Source organism: Gordonia heveisoli, assembly GCF_030315745.1.
Classification (GTDB): Bacteria; Actinomycetota; Actinomycetes; order Mycobacteriales; family Mycobacteriaceae; genus Gordonia.
This window is the reverse complement of record NZ_JASXSH010000008.1, coordinates 91,405-105,035: the sequence shown is the minus strand read 5'-3', so window position 1 is coordinate 105,035 and position 13,631 is coordinate 91,405. Positions and strand designations below refer to the sequence as shown.

15 protein-coding genes are annotated in these 13,631 nt (G+C 68.5%); 10 read left to right on the top strand and 5 right to left on the bottom strand.

Going from position 1 to position 13,631, the window contains the following annotated elements; genetic code table 11:
* Window positions 1-5: 5 nt before the first annotated feature.
* Complete coding sequence (locus QSJ18_RS09210) at window positions 6-1,103, top strand: alpha/beta fold hydrolase (protein ID WP_286326086.1); 1,098 nt, start codon at window positions 6-8, stop codon at window positions 1,101-1,103.
* 10 nt (window positions 1,104-1,113) lie between these two features.
* On the opposite strand, the gene QSJ18_RS09205 is transcribed toward QSJ18_RS09210, so the two are convergent.
* Window positions 1,114-2,202: a UDP-N-acetylmuramate dehydrogenase gene (locus QSJ18_RS09205; RefSeq protein ID WP_286326085.1), complete on the bottom strand. Its 1,089-nt coding sequence runs from the start codon at window positions 2,200-2,202 to the stop codon at window positions 1,114-1,116.
* A 51-nt stretch (window positions 2,203-2,253) separates the two neighbouring features.
* On the opposite strand from QSJ18_RS09205, the gene QSJ18_RS09200 reads away from it, so the two are divergent.
* The 6 genes from QSJ18_RS09200 (at window position 2,254) to QSJ18_RS09175 (ending at window position 7,313) form a co-directional block, all read left to right on the top strand.
* A complete protein-coding gene (locus QSJ18_RS09200) occupies window positions 2,254-2,754 on the top strand; it encodes a DUF2505 domain-containing protein (RefSeq protein ID WP_286326084.1) in 501 nt (166 codons plus the stop codon).
* 10 nt (window positions 2,755-2,764) lie between these two features.
* Window positions 2,765-3,274, top strand: a complete 510-nt coding sequence (locus QSJ18_RS09195) for a DUF2505 domain-containing protein (protein ID WP_286326083.1) — start codon at window positions 2,765-2,767, stop codon at window positions 3,272-3,274.
* Between the two features lie 70 nt (window positions 3,275-3,344).
* Window positions 3,345-4,064, top strand: a complete 720-nt coding sequence (locus tag QSJ18_RS09190; protein WP_286326082.1) for a class I SAM-dependent methyltransferase — start codon at window positions 3,345-3,347, stop codon at window positions 4,062-4,064.
* Window positions 4,065-4,235: 171 nt separating this feature from the next.
* Window positions 4,236-5,108, top strand: coding sequence for a carbon-nitrogen hydrolase family protein (locus QSJ18_RS09185; RefSeq protein ID WP_286326178.1), 873 nt, complete (start codon window positions 4,236-4,238; stop codon window positions 5,106-5,108).
* A complete protein-coding gene (locus tag QSJ18_RS09180; RefSeq protein ID WP_286326081.1) occupies window positions 5,105-6,385 on the top strand; it encodes an LmeA family phospholipid-binding protein in 1,281 nt (426 codons plus the stop codon). The genes QSJ18_RS09185 and QSJ18_RS09180 overlap by 4 nt, the downstream gene beginning before the upstream one ends.
* Window positions 6,386-6,524: 139 nt before the next feature.
* On the top strand, window positions 6,525-7,313 hold the full coding sequence (locus tag QSJ18_RS09175) for a DUF1542 domain-containing protein (RefSeq protein ID WP_286326177.1): 789 nt from the start codon (window positions 6,525-6,527) through the stop codon (window positions 7,311-7,313).
* Between the two features lie 29 nt (window positions 7,314-7,342).
* Here the strand turns inward: QSJ18_RS09175 and purU are convergent, their stop codons facing one another.
* Window positions 7,343-8,245: a formyltetrahydrofolate deformylase gene (purU, locus tag QSJ18_RS09170; RefSeq protein WP_286326080.1), complete on the bottom strand. Its 903-nt coding sequence runs from the start codon at window positions 8,243-8,245 to the stop codon at window positions 7,343-7,345.
* A 63-nt stretch (window positions 8,246-8,308) separates the two neighbouring features.
* On the opposite strand from purU, the gene deoC reads away from it, so the two are divergent.
* Entirely contained in the window at window positions 8,309-8,986 is a 678-nt protein-coding gene (gene deoC, locus QSJ18_RS09165; protein WP_286326176.1) for a deoxyribose-phosphate aldolase, read from the top strand.
* Between the two features lie 12 nt (window positions 8,987-8,998).
* Here the strand turns inward: deoC and QSJ18_RS09160 are convergent, their stop codons facing one another.
* Complete coding sequence (locus tag QSJ18_RS09160) at window positions 8,999-9,988, bottom strand: NAD(P)/FAD-dependent oxidoreductase (protein ID WP_286326079.1); 990 nt, start codon at window positions 9,986-9,988, stop codon at window positions 8,999-9,001.
* Window positions 9,981-10,856 carry a class I SAM-dependent methyltransferase gene (locus QSJ18_RS09155; RefSeq protein ID WP_286326078.1) on the bottom strand — a complete coding sequence of 292 codons (876 nt, stop codon included), beginning with the start codon at window positions 10,854-10,856 and terminating at the stop codon, window positions 9,981-9,983. Before QSJ18_RS09155 ends, QSJ18_RS09160 begins: the two co-directional genes overlap by 8 nt.
* 47 nt (window positions 10,857-10,903) lie before the next feature.
* Here QSJ18_RS09155 and QSJ18_RS09150 point away from each other — a divergent pair, with 47 nt between their 5' ends.
* Window positions 10,904-11,482: a helix-turn-helix domain-containing protein gene (locus QSJ18_RS09150; protein WP_286326077.1), complete on the top strand. Its 579-nt coding sequence runs from the start codon at window positions 10,904-10,906 to the stop codon at window positions 11,480-11,482.
* Window positions 11,483-11,512: 30 nt separating this feature from the next.
* Window positions 11,513-12,757, top strand: a complete 1,245-nt coding sequence (locus tag QSJ18_RS09145) for a L,D-transpeptidase (protein ID WP_286326076.1) — start codon at window positions 11,513-11,515, stop codon at window positions 12,755-12,757.
* An 84-nt stretch (window positions 12,758-12,841) separates the two neighbouring features.
* Here the strand turns inward: QSJ18_RS09145 and QSJ18_RS09140 are convergent, their stop codons facing one another.
* Window positions 12,842-13,621 (bottom strand): SDR family NAD(P)-dependent oxidoreductase, encoded by a 780-nt coding sequence (locus QSJ18_RS09140; protein ID WP_286326075.1) that lies wholly within the window; start codon window positions 13,619-13,621, stop codon window positions 12,842-12,844.
* Between the last annotated feature and the right edge of the window lie 10 nt (window positions 13,622-13,631).

Here is a 13,631-nt window from a genome sequence, read left to right as displayed (position 1 = left end):
CAGGGGTGGACAAGAATTCGCTGGTCAAGGCCGGTGGGGTAGCTGCCGGTGTCGGTGCGACCGCGGTCGGCGTGGGTATCGGCACCATCTTCGCCGGCATCCTGCGCGACGCCTACCGGGCGGAACGTGCCACCGACGACGGCCCCGACGATCTGCTCGCGCGGCCGACGGTCACGCCGACCCGACATACCGTCGTCGGCGACGGCGGTGCCCGACTGAACGTCGAGGTCTACCGGCCGCAGGCGGAGGCCTTCCGCGGTGACGAGGACGTCGTCGTCATGGTGCACGGCTGGACCTGCAACACCTCCTACTGGTATCCGCAGATCAACCATCTCGTCGGGGATCGCGAAGTCATCGCCTACGATCAGCGCGGCCACGGACGAAGCGAGCGCGGCCGAACCCGACCGAGTGTCGCGTTGCTCGGCCGCGACCTCGAGGCCGTACTCACCGCGGTGGTCCCCAAGGGCCGTCGCGCGGTCCTCGTCGGCCACAGCATGGGCGGGATGACGATCATGTCGTGGGCGGCGCAATTCCCCGAGAAGATCGCCGAGCGGGTGTCGAATGTCGTACTGACCTCGACCGCCGCCAAGGCGGTCGTGCAGAACCACATGCTGGTTCCGGTCGATCTGCCGCGCTACACCCGGCCGTTCGCCCCGGTGGTCAGCCGCCTGGTGACCTCGGCGCCGGTGCCGGTGCCGCACACCAGGTACGGCGCGCCGCTGTCGCATTACATCGCGCTCGGGCCGAACGCCCGTAAAGCGCATCTGGACTTCGTCGACGAGATGATCACCGCCTGCCCGCCACGTGCGCGCGCGGGCTGGGGATCGGCGATGGGCAAACTCGACGTCACCACGGGCCTCGAAGCGCTGTCCGTGCCGACGACCGTCGTGGTCGGGACCGCCGACCGGCTGACCCCGCGGACGCATGCCGAGCAGATGGCGGAGGTGTTGCGCCGCAACGGAAGCCTGCGCGAGTTCGTCATCTACGACGGAGTTGGGCACATGTCGAGCATCGAGGCCGACGAGCGGTTCAACGACCTGCTCGACGCGATCCTCGACGAGCCGGATGCCGCCCGCGCCGCGCTGGAGACCTCTGCTCCCTGACGTGCGGCGGTCAGAGCGTGCAGTTCACCAGGACCGGCTCGGGATGCAGAACCACACCGAAGGCCGACCGCACACCGTCGCGGACGTCGCGGGCCAGATCGAGTAGTTCGTCGGTGCTGGCGTCGCCCCGATTGGTCAGTGCGAGAGTGTGTTTCGTCGACAGTCGGACCGGTGATCCGGGTCCGGGGTAGCCGCGGGCGAATCCGGCGCGTTCGATGAGCCAGCCGGCCGACAGTTTGATCCCGGCCGTCGGATCGTGCCGATCGGCCGGATAGGTCGGTACGGTGATATCCGCGCCGACCTGGGCCGTGATGTGGTGCAGCACCCCGGGCGCATCCTCGGCGTCGATGATCGGGTTGGTGAAAAACGAACCAGCACTCCAGGTGTCGTGATCCTCGGCGTCGAGCACCATACCTTTGCCGCGTCGCAACGCGAGGACCTGTTCGCGTACGAGTGCGGCGTCGGTGCGCTCGCCGGGTTCGACATCCAGGGCATTCGCCAGCTCGCGATAGCGCAGCGGCTGACTCTGGAGATCGGGGTTGAGCCAGAACGACACCGCGACGACGATGAAGTCATGACGGTTCTTCAGCGAACTGGTGCGATACCCAAGATCGAGTTCCGGCGGTGTGACCCAACGCAATCCGCGCGAACGGCGGTCGAACAGCTGGACTTCGCGCAGCACGTCGGCGACTTCGACGCCGTAGGCGCCGACATTCTGCACCGGCGTCGCGCCGGCGGCGCCGGGTATCCCGGACAGGCATTCCAGACCGCCGTGACCGGCGTCGAGGGTGGCGGCCACCAGATCGTCCCAGACCACCCCGGCATCCGCGGTGACATACGGGCGCCCGGAGGCGCGGCCCACGCCGAACTCGATCCCACCACTCGCGATCACCACGGCGGTGCCGTCGTAACCCTCGTCGGCGATGATCAGGTTGGAACCACCCCCGATGAGGAGTACCGGCTCCGCGGCACGGTCGAGATCGGTGACCGTATCCACCAGCGACCGGGTGTCAGGGCAGCGGACGATGGCGCGCGCAGGCCCGCCGAGACGCAGGGTGGTCAGCTCGGCCAGCGGGGCGCTCGGGCGTGTGTCGGTCACGAGGTAACGGTAGTCGGCGGCCCGTCGGGAGGAGCGGGTAGCGTGCTGCCCATGGCGAGCAAGCTCCGGCATTCGGTGTCCTATCCCTTCTCCACGCAGCGGCTGTGGGAGATCGTGTCGACCGAGCAGTACTGGCGCGACCTGCTGGAGGGCATCAACTCCAGCCACGGCCGCGTCGACAAGTTCACCGTCGCCGGTGACACGGTGACCGTCGAACTACATCAGGGTGTGCCCGCCGACCGGCTGCCCTCGCAGGTGACCGCGATCAAACCCGGCGACCTGCAGATTCCCCGCACCAACGTGTTCCGGCTCGTCGACGGGCGCATCGACGGCGAGATCCACGCGACCGTCGAAGGCGCACCGGTCAAGATCAACGGGACCGTCGTGACCAGCGGAGATCCCGCCGTCACCGAGTACTCGGCCGAGGTCGCGGTATCCATCCCGCTATTCGGCGGCAAGATCGAGAAAGCGGTGATCAGCCAGCTCATCGAGCTGCTCGACACCGAGCGTGAACACACCGTCGATTGGGAAGCCGCCAATCGACTGACGTAGCCTGATCGTCATGGCACGACGGCTCAGCTATTCTGCGCGCTATTCGCATCCGGTGGAAAAGCTCTATCAAGCGCAGAACACCCGCCAGTACTGGGACGACATGATGGCGGGATTCCAGATGATCTCGCCACACTGCGAGGTCGAATCCTTCACCTCCGACGAGACCGGCATGAAGGTCGTCCTGAAGCAGACCATCGGTCGCGATCAGCTGCCCGCCCTCGCACAGACGGTGCTGATGAAGGACATGGTCATCACCCGCGAGGAGAGCTTCGGCGTCTTCGACCCGGACAACACCAAGGGCACCTACACCGCATCGATCCCGGCCGGGCCCGGCAGCCTCAACGGCTGGCAGGAACTGTTCCCGACCGAGACCGGCTGTACCGTCCGCAAGACCAGCGAGGTGAAGGTCTTCATCCCGTTCGTCAACGGCAAACTCGAGCAGTTGATGCTGGTCAACCTGGTCGACCTGTTCCGGGCCGAGGCGGAGTACGCCAAGGACTGGATCGACAAGAATCTCTAGATCCACTCCCTCCGGTCGCATCACCCGCGGCACCACCAACATCAACCGGCTGCGTCGGGTTGATCGCTGGATGGTCGCGCAGCCGCGGGTGCGGGCGGCGTTGCACACCGACCGTCCGCTCGTCGTCGACCTCGGGTACGGCGCGCGCCCGGACACCACCATCGAGATGGCCGGAAGGCTGCGTCAGGTGGCGCCCGGACTGCAGATGGTCGGGCTGGAGATCGATCCCGAACGGGTCGTCGAACCTCGCGACGGGGTGCGATTCGCGGTCGGCGGATTCGAACTCGCCGGCCTGCGCCCGCGACTCATCCGGGCCTTCAACGTGCTGCGCCAGTACGACGAGGCCGAGGTCGCCAACGCGTGGGGACAGCTGATCGCCGGGCTGGCCGACCCGGCGGGACCCGACGACCCGGGCGGGGTGATCGTCGAGGGCACCTGCGACGAGATCGGCCGCCGCTGTACGTGGATACTTCTCGACTCCCACGGCCCGGTCAGCCTGACGCTCAGCTGGGCCCCCGAACACACCTCGCGTCCGTCCGAATTGGCCGAGCGGCTCCCGAAGGCGCTCATCCATCGCAACGTGCCCGGTGAGCCGATCCACGAGCTGCTGGCGACCGCCGACCGATGCTGGGATATGGCCGCCGGACACGCCTCCTTCGGGCCGCGGGCGCGCTGGCGGGAGACCCTGCGGCTGTTGCGCGCAGCCGGTGTGGACTGCGACGTACCGCGAAAGCAAGGCCCGGACAACGTCTTGTCGGTTCCCTGGACGCTGGTGGCTCCCGCACCGTGACATTGGTGGCGCCCGCGCCGTGATACTGGTGGCGCCCGCGCGGTGACACTGGTGGCGCCCGCGCGGTGACACTGGTGGCGCCCGCGCCGTGACACTGGTGGCGCCCGCGCCGTGACCACTAGGGTGGCACCCATGTCCGAAACCTCCGCCCCGGCGGGCGACCGCCGGCAGCTGCGGGTGGCGATGGCGCAGATCTCCTCCGGAGCCGATCCGGCACGCAACCTCGAGACCGTACGGTCGACCATCGGCGAGGCGGCCGCGGCCGGCGCCGAACTGGTGGTCTTCCCCGAGGCGACGATGTGCCGTTTCGGCGTCCCGCTGGGGCCGGTCGCCGAAGAACTCGACGGGCCGTGGGCACAGGCTGTGTCCGCGGCGGCGGTGGCTGCCGGAGTGACCGTCATCGCCGGGATGTTCACCCCCGCCGCCGACGAGCGGGTGCGTAACACCCTGCTGATCGCGACGGCAGACGGCGCGCGTCTGCGCTACGACAAGATCCACCTCTACGACGCTTTCGGGTTCACCGAGTCGCGGACCGTCGCGCCCGGATCCGAGCCGGTCGTCGTCGACGTCGGCGGCATCGGGATCGGGGTGGCGACCTGTTACGACGTCCGATTCCCACAGCTGTTCACGACGCTCGCCCGACGCGGCGCGCAGGTCGTGGTGGTGCCCGCATCCTGGGGTGCGGGACCGGGTAAACAGCATCAGTGGCAGACGCTGGTCACGGCCCGCGCACTCGATTCGACGACCTTCACCGTCGCGGTCGGGCAGGCCGCGCCCACCGATCCCGACATCGCCGCGGCCAAGGCGCCCACCGGAATCGGACACAGCCAAATCACAGACCCGTTCGGTACGGTGGTCGCCGCATACGACGAGGCCACCCGGGTCGGCGTACACGAAATCGACCTGGCCCTGGTGACGCGGGCGCGCGAGCAGTTGGCCGTCCTCGACAACGAGATTCCCTTTCCGCAGACATGTGCCGACGAATCAGCGTCGGCCCCGACGACCGTCGGCACCCCCGCCGATACGCGAGGACGGAAGCCATGACCGACGAGCATCGCAGCGATCCGGGGCCCGACCCCGAAGCCGCCAATCCGGACGGCCCCTCGGACGCCCCGACGACACCTGCCGGACCGGCTTCGCAAGCCTCCGCACCGGAGCCGCCGCGTCCCGCATCGCCGGGAGCCGGGTCGCCGACCACCGACGTCACGCAGGCACATTCCCGACCGGTCGATTCGCCGGCCACCGAACGTTTCCAGAACCCGGCGGGCCCGCCTCCGCCGCAGGCCTATTCGCAGGTTCCGCCGGAAGCCGGTCAGACCGAGGCGTTCACCCGCCGCATCCCGCCGTCGACCAGCCGCCTGCCCGCCGACGACGCGGACACCGACGGTTTCGCGCCGCTGCCGCCCGCAAGCGGCCCGCACCGGTCTCAGCCGATCCGCTCGGCGCCGGCCAAACGCAGCAAGGCGAAGATCATCATCGCCGCGATCGTGGCGGCGGTGCTGGTGCTGGTGATCGCCGTCGTCGGCGGCGACCTGTATCTGCGTCACCGCGTCACCAGCTGTGTCTCCGACGGTGTCTCCGAAGCCGTCGGCTTTCCGGTGGACGTCGACGTCAGTGGCAAGCCGGTGCTGTTGCAGTGGATCGGCGGATCGACGCCCTGGGTCACCATCCGCGGCCATGACAGTGACACCGGCCAGGAGGTCAACGTCGACGCCAACGACATCGAGCATTCCGACGGCACCATCGGCAGCCTCAAGGGGAAGGTGAACGTCGACGGCGTCACCCTCGACGGGCACGCCGAGAAGGTGCACGGCGATGGCACGACGACCACCTTCGGTTCCCTCGACGCCACCGGCAATGTGGTCTTCGACAAGGCCATCGCCGCGATGAACGAACAGAACGGACAGGATCCCAACGGGCAGGAACCCGGCGGGCAGATGCCGAAGATCGAGAAGGTCACCGGTCATCCCGAAGACGGCACCATCCAGGTGGACACCTCGGTGCAGCTCATCCTGCCGATCCCGGTGCAGGTCTACATCAAGCCGGTTCTCGACAACGGCAAGGTCAGCTTCCAGGCCGTTCGGCTGCAGGCCAGCGTGCCGCTGATCGGCGGCGCCATCGAGCTGCCGCCGGACTTTGCCCAGCAGGTCATCGATCAGGTGGCCCCGCAACTGTTCGGTTCCTTCTTCGACTCGGTGACCGTCACCAAACTCGATGTCACGACCTCCGGGGTGGACTTCGCCCTCACCGGCCGCGACGTACGCCTCGACAGCGCCCAGATGAAGGGTGGCGGCGGTTCCTTCAACTGCTCATTGGTCTGAGTGGAGTGCTGCGGTCCGTGACCGCGGGGTGCCTGCGCGGCGCGTCGGTACGCTGGAGGTGTCCGAATTGCCGCACCCGGTCAGCCGGGTGCGGTCCGGTTCCGTCGCGGAGCCGCGCACAGTTGGGAGGACCGCAATGATGGCCCCGATGTTCATGCTCGTTCTCGTCGTGGTGGTGGTCATCGGCATCGTGCTGCTCTCCCAGCGCCGGACATCCACACGCGCGGGCGAGTCCCTCGACGACGCCAAGGCCGACGCCCGCCAGGCGATCGAGCGTCTGGGCGGGCAGGTGTATCTGCTGGTCGGTGATTCCCCGGCCGCGCGCCAGGCGCTGGCCGACGCATCCGAGCGACATACCGCCGCCGGTTCCCAGATCGATCAGGCCGCCTCACCCGCGCAGGCCCGGCTGGCCAAGCAGACCGCCATCGAGGGTCTGTACTACATCCGTGCCGCACGTACCGCGATGAACATGGATCCGGGCCCGCCCATCCCCGAACTTGACGGTCAGCGCAGCGCGGGTGCGGTCACCGAAGCACGCACCGTGGACTTCGAGGGCCGACAGGTCGAGGCATCGCCGAAGCCGACCGAGGCAACCCCCAACTACTACCCGGGCGGGCGCGTCGCCGGCCGTCCGGTCCCGGCCGGCTGGTACTCCGAGCCCTGGTGGAAGCCCGCCCTCGTGGCCGGCGCGTGGGGTATCGGTTCGATGTTCCTGTTCTCTGCGTTGTTCTCCGGGATGTCGGGCGTCAACTACGACGCGCAGTCCTTCGCGAGCGGTGCCGGTGACGGCTCCGACGCCGCGGCCCTCGACGCGGGCGGCGATGGAGGCGGCGGTGACTACGGCGACGGTGACTACGGCGACGGTGGCGGTGGCGATTTCGGCGGTGGTGATTTCGGTGGTGGCGACTTCGGGGGTTTCGACTTCTGACCTGACCGTCGAGTCCCGACCACCCGCCCTCAGCTGAAGATGACGGTCTTTCGGCCGTGCACCAGCACCCGGTCCTCGAGGTGCCAGCGCAACCCGCGGGACAGCACAAGCGTCTCGATGTCGCGACCCTGACGCACCATATCGGCGACAGCGTCGCCGTGATCGACGCGGATCACGTCCTGCTCGATGATCGGGCCGGCGTCGAGGTCCGCGGTCACATAGTGGCAGGTCGCGCCGATCAGCTTCACCCCGCGGGCGAAGGCCTGATGGTAGGGCCGTGCGCCGACGAAGCTCGGCAGGAAGCTGTGGTGGATGTTGATTGCCCGGCCCGCCCACGCGTCGCACAGCTGGGGCGGCAGGATCTGCATGAACCGGGCCAGCACGATCGCGTCCGGACGGTAGCCGTCGACGATGCGGCCCACCTCGGCGAAGGCATCGGCCTTGCGGTCGGAGGGGAACGGGACATGGTGGAACGGAATCCCGTACCGCTCGGTGAGATCGGCGAGGTCGGGATGGTTGCCGACGACGGCCTTAATGGTCGCGGGCAGTTCATGCCGATAGGCGCGGCCCAGCAGATCGATCAGGCAGTGGCTGTCCTTGCTGACCAGCAGCACCGCGGACTTCTCGGCTCGGGTATCGGTGAGGCGCCAGTCGGTTTCCGGACCAAGCTCGGCGGCGACCTCGGCGGCGAACCGGTCGCGCAGTTCGTCGGCGCCGACGTCGATCGAATCCGCGCGGACGGCCTGCCGGGTGAAGAACCAGCCGGTCTCGTCGTCGGAGTGGTAGGCCGCCTCGGTGATCCAGCCGCCTGCGTCGGCCAGGAACCGGGAGATACGGGACACGATGCCCGTCTGGTCGGGGCAGCCGAGCGTCAGCACATAGCGATGGTCGGTGCCGGACGGCTGCGTCGGGCTTGTCTGCGTGGGGGCCACACCTCCCAGTGTGCCAAGCTCGACTCTGTGCCGAACACCGACCCGACCAACACCAACACCGACCTGACTGCGACCGCACTGCGACGGGCCGACGTCGCCGCCATCGTCGACCACACGCTGCTCAAACCCGAGGCGACGCGCGCCGACGCCGAGGCCACCGTCGCCGAGGCGGCGGCGCTCGGGGTCTTCGCGGTCTGTCTGTCGCCGTCGATGCTGCCGATCGACACCGGCGCGCAGCGCACCTGCGCCGTCGCCGGTTTCCCGTCGGGCAAACATCATTCGCTGGTCAAGGCGGCCGAGGCGCGGCTGGCGGTGGACAGCGGAGCCCACGAGGTCGACATGGTCATCGACGTCGGCGCCGCCGTGGCGGGCAACTATGACGAGGTGTTCGCCGATGTCCTGACGGTGCGGCAGGCGATCGGCGACGAACCGCTGTTGAAGGTCATCATCGAATCGGCGGCGCTACTCGACTTCGCCGGACCGGACGCGGTGACCGAGGTGTGTCGCCGCTCGGTCGCGGCGGGTGCGAATTTCGTGAAGACGTCCACCGGCTTCCATCCCTCAGGCGGGGCGAGTGTCGAGGCCGTGGCGTTGATGCGTGCGGCGGTCGGCGAACGGGTCGGGGTGAAGGCGAGTGGCGGTATCCGCACCGCCGAGTTCGCGGCAGAACTCATCGCCGCCGGCGCCACCCGGCTCGGTCTGTCGTCGAGCCGGGCGGTGCTGGCCGGGTTCGCCGAGTAGCGCGGCCGTCGGTCAGGACAGGGCGGCCGTGGCCGCCAGCGCCCGTTGCGTGTCCTCGGTGATGAGGTCGAGATTGACTGCCGCACCGGTCATCACACCGGCGCCCATGGACACCGCGACGATCGCGGACAGATCCGCCGAATTGCCGGCCGCCCAGACGCCGGGCACCGCGGTCGCGCCCATCTGGTCGGTCTCGATGAACACGCCCATCGGATGCGGGGTGGGTACACCGCCCAGCTGTTCATAGAGGTCGGTGCGGGCGATGAAGCGTGGCCCGACGACGACCGCATCGGCGTCGAGGACCCGACCGTCGTCGAGAGCGATGCCGGCCAGGCGTGCGCGGCCATCGGGATCGGTGCGGACCCGCACCTCCCGGGCGGCAGGGCCGATCACCTCGATACCGAGGGCGGCCAATTCGGCCGCCTCGGTCTCGTCCAGGGACTGGTGGTCGCCGCCGACGACCATGACCGTATCCGACAGCTGCCGAAACAGTTTCGCCTGATGGCCCGCCATCGGTCCGGTCGCCAGCACCGCGATGCGTTGCCCGCGCACCTCCCATCCGTGGCAGTACGGGCAGTGCAAGACATCGGTTCCCCACAGGTCGGCTACCCCTGGGATGTCGGGCAGCTCGTCGATCAGCCCGGTGGCCAATATCAACCGCCGCGCGTGAAGTTCGCCGCCCGAGGCCAGGCCGAGGCGGAATCCGTCGTCGGCGCTGGTGACGGTGTGCGCGGTGTCGGCGCGCACGACTCCGCCGTAACCGGTGAACTCGGCGCGGCCGGCGGCCAACAGGTCGCGCGGTGCGATGCCCTCGTGGCCGAGTACGTTGTGCGCGCCGGTCGCCGGACCGTTGCGCGGCCGGTCGTCGTCGAGAACGGCGACCGAACGCAACGATCGGGCGAGGGCGGTGCCGGCGCTGAGGCCGGCTGGACCACCACCAACCACGACGACGTCGAAACTCTCGACCGCTTCGGTGTTCTCGTTGCTGTTCGGGTCAGACATGATGTGCTCCTTCGGCGTTGGGCTGCGCAAGCCAGAGGAGTCGACCGGCGCGCAGGCGCAGATCGGGGCGGGCGTGCAGCGATTGAGGGTGATCGTGGGACAGCAGTTGGTCGAGAATGGCGCGGTCGGTGCCGGGGAGTTCGCGGCCGATCCCGTCGCGCAGATGCGCGTACCACTCGACCGCGTATTCGGCGGTGCCCGGCGGGGCGGTGGCTGGTTCGACGCGAATCGATGTTCTTGTCACCCTGCCGAATCCGGCCTCGGTGAGGGGAACGGTCCAGTCCGGATGGGTGTTCCATCCGGATCGGGTGAGTAGGTCGACGATCCGGTCCTCGAAGCCGGGTGTACCGATGCCCTGGTCGGCCGGCAGGAACCGCGGCGGTCCCTCGATCTCGAGGACCGCGAGGGTTCCGTCGTCGGCCAGGCGTGCGTACATCTCCCGCAGCAGCCGGGCCGGATCGGCGGCATGGTGCATCGAGGACGATGCCCACACCACATCAGGGGTGCCGACCGCGACGGGCCAGCCGTCGTCGAGATCGGCGGCCACCGTCGTCAGTCGCGAGGACCACCCGTCGGTCGCGGCCCGCCGCACGACCTGATCGGCGAATGTCGGCGAGTTGTCGACCGCGACGATCGTCGCCGACGGGAAGCGGGCTGCCAGGCGGGTCGTCGCCGACCCGGTGCCCGCGCCGAGATCCACGACCACGGCTGGTTCGTGGCTGCGTGCGGCTCGGATGAGGTCGATCGCGTCGTCGAGGTATGCGCCGGTCACCGCGGCGTCGAGATCGAAGATCCGCGCCAGTGCGGTCATCGGCGTGGATTCCCCGGACACGTGCTGGGAATGGTGGTTGTGGTGCCCTTCGTTCATGCGTTCAGCCTAGCCACGTAATGCCTTAACGGCATACACTCTTGCCTATGACGCAAGAACTCGACGCGGTGGTACGCCAGCGCATCCGCGGACTGCGGCTTTCGAAGGGCTGGACGCTCGATGCGCTGGCGGCGCGCTGCTACCTCAGCCCCTCGACCCTGAGTCGAATCGAGACCGGCCACCGACGGGTGGCGCTCGACCAACTGGTGCCGATCGCGCGCGCACTGGGCACCACGCTGGATCAGCTGGTCGAGCCGGTGGCCGACGAAGATGTGGTGATCCGCCCACAGCCGCATACCGCCGATGGGCTGACGATCTGGCTACTTTCCCGGGAAAGTGCACCTCAGGGCGTCAGCGTGGCGAAGATGCGCTTCGACCCCAGCCATCCGAGCGGCCCCGACCGGTTGCGGGTGCACCCCGGCCGCGAATGGTTCACGGTGCTCTCCGGCACGGTGCGACTGCACCTCGGGGATCGCACCATTCTGGTGCCGTCCGGCGCCGCCGCCGAGTTCTCGACGATGGTGCCGCACTCCGTCGGTGCGGCGGACGGGCCCGCGGAGGTGCTGTCGATCTTCGACCACGACGGTGAGCGGGCACACCTGCCCGGAGCCGCCGAACCCCGCTGACCGGCCGTTGCGTCGGTAGAGTTGTCGATGATGAACAGCCAGTTGCAGCCCAATCGCCGAACCGTACTCGCCGCCGCGGGTGTCGGGATCGTCGGAGTCGCGGTGGCAGCCTGCGGCTCGTCGTCCACCGACTCGGGCAGTGGCGACGCGCCCGCGGCGCCGACCGTCGAACTGACCTATACGCCGGCCCTGGACGGCCCGGCGCCCAATCCGACTGCCGAGTACTCGGTGCGCGCGGCGAACGGTGTGCTCGATCCCAACGTCAAACTGGTCAATCCGCGCGGAAAGACGGTGGCAGGCAAACTCTCCGACGATCGGACCACCTTCACCGTCAGCGAGCCGCTGGGCTACGACACCGAGTACACCTGGGCGGGCAGCGCGACCGGTTTCGACCGCAAGACGGTTCAGCTCGACGGGTCGTTCACAACCCTGGCCCCGGCCAATCAGCTCAACGTGGTGGTCAACATCGGCGACGGTCAGGAAGTCGGGATCGCCGCGCCACTCATCCTGAAATTCAGCGGGACCGTCGAGGACAAGGCGGCGGTGGAAAAGGCGCTGACGGTCACCACCACGCCGCACACCGAAGGTGGCTGGGCCTGGCTCGGTGAGGACAACGGGTCCCGGGTGCACTGGCGTCCGAAGGAGTATTTCGAGCCGGGCACCAAGGTCTCCATGAAAGCCAAGTTCTACGGCCTCGACCACGGCGGCGGTGCCTACGGGGCCGCCGACGTCACCAGCGACTACACCATCGGCCGCGCGCAGGTCGTCAAGGCGGAGGCGTCGTCGCATCAGATCGTCGTGATACGCGACGGAGCGACGCTGATGACCCTGCCGTGCAGCTACGGCGGCGGCGACCTCGATCGCAATGTCACTCGCTCGGGTATCCACGTCGTCACCGAAAAGTACGAAGACTTCTATATGACCAACCCGGCTGCGGGCTACTTCAACATCCGGGAACGGTTCGCGGTGCGGATCTCCAACAACGGCGAGTTCATCCACGCCAATCCGGAGACCATCGGCGTCCAGGGGTCGGCGAACGTCACCAACGGCTGTATCAATCTGTCGCTGGAGAACGCCCAGCGCTACTTCCAGACCGCGATCTACGGTGATCCGGTCGAGGTGACGGGAACGCGAATCGCGTTGTCGGAGGCCGACGGTGATCTCTACGACTGGATCTTCGACTGGTCGGCGTGGCAGGGGATGTCGGCCATCAAGGGGCAGGCACCCGACACCTCGGTGCCCGCCACGCCGAAGACCGCGCCCCGCCCACGATGACCCCGACCGCGATGACCCCGACCGCGATGACCCCGACCGCGATGACCCCGACCGCGATGACCCCGACCGCGATGACCCCGGCGTCTACCCGGTCTTGATGTTGCGGCGGGCCGACGCCTGGTCGCGCGGCTTGAGGACGATCTGATCGAGGTTCACATGTGGTGGCCGGGAGGCGACGAATCCGATCACCTCGGCGACGTCCTCGGCGCTCAGCGGTGTCAGCCCCTGGTAGACGGCATCGGCGCGCTCCTGATCGCCGTCGAAGCGGACCAGCGAGAAGTCCGTCTCGACCATGCCCGGGGCGATCTCGGTGAGCCGGATCGGCTTGCCGAGTAGTTCGTATCGCAGGGTCCGGTGCGTGATCGCCTGGGCATGTTTGGCCGAGGTGTATCCGGCCCCGTTGTCGTAGGCCTCCAGAGCTGCAATCGACGTGATCGAAATGATCAGACCGTCGCCGGATGCCTCCAGTGCGGGCAGCAGCGCTTTGGTCACGCGCAGGCTGCCGAGCACGTTCGTCTCCCACATCCAGCGCCAGTCGTCGAAGTTCGCGGTGGTGACCGGATCGAGACCCTTGGCGCCGCCTGCGTTGTTCACCAGCACGTGCACCCGGTCGAGGCCGGCGACGAAATCGGTCACCGACTGCTCATCGGTGACGTCGAGTTGCCTACCGGTACCGCCGATTTCGTCGGCCAGGGCGGTGATCCGGTCTACTCGCCGGGCTCCGACGACGACGTGATAGCCCTGCGCGGCGAGCGCCCGTGCCGCGGCCTCGCCGATACCCGAACTGGCTCCGGTCACGACGGCGATGCGGGAGTCGGGATCGGTGAGGGCGGGGTTGGCGGCGGGTTCGGTGTCGGTGCTCATCCACCCAGCC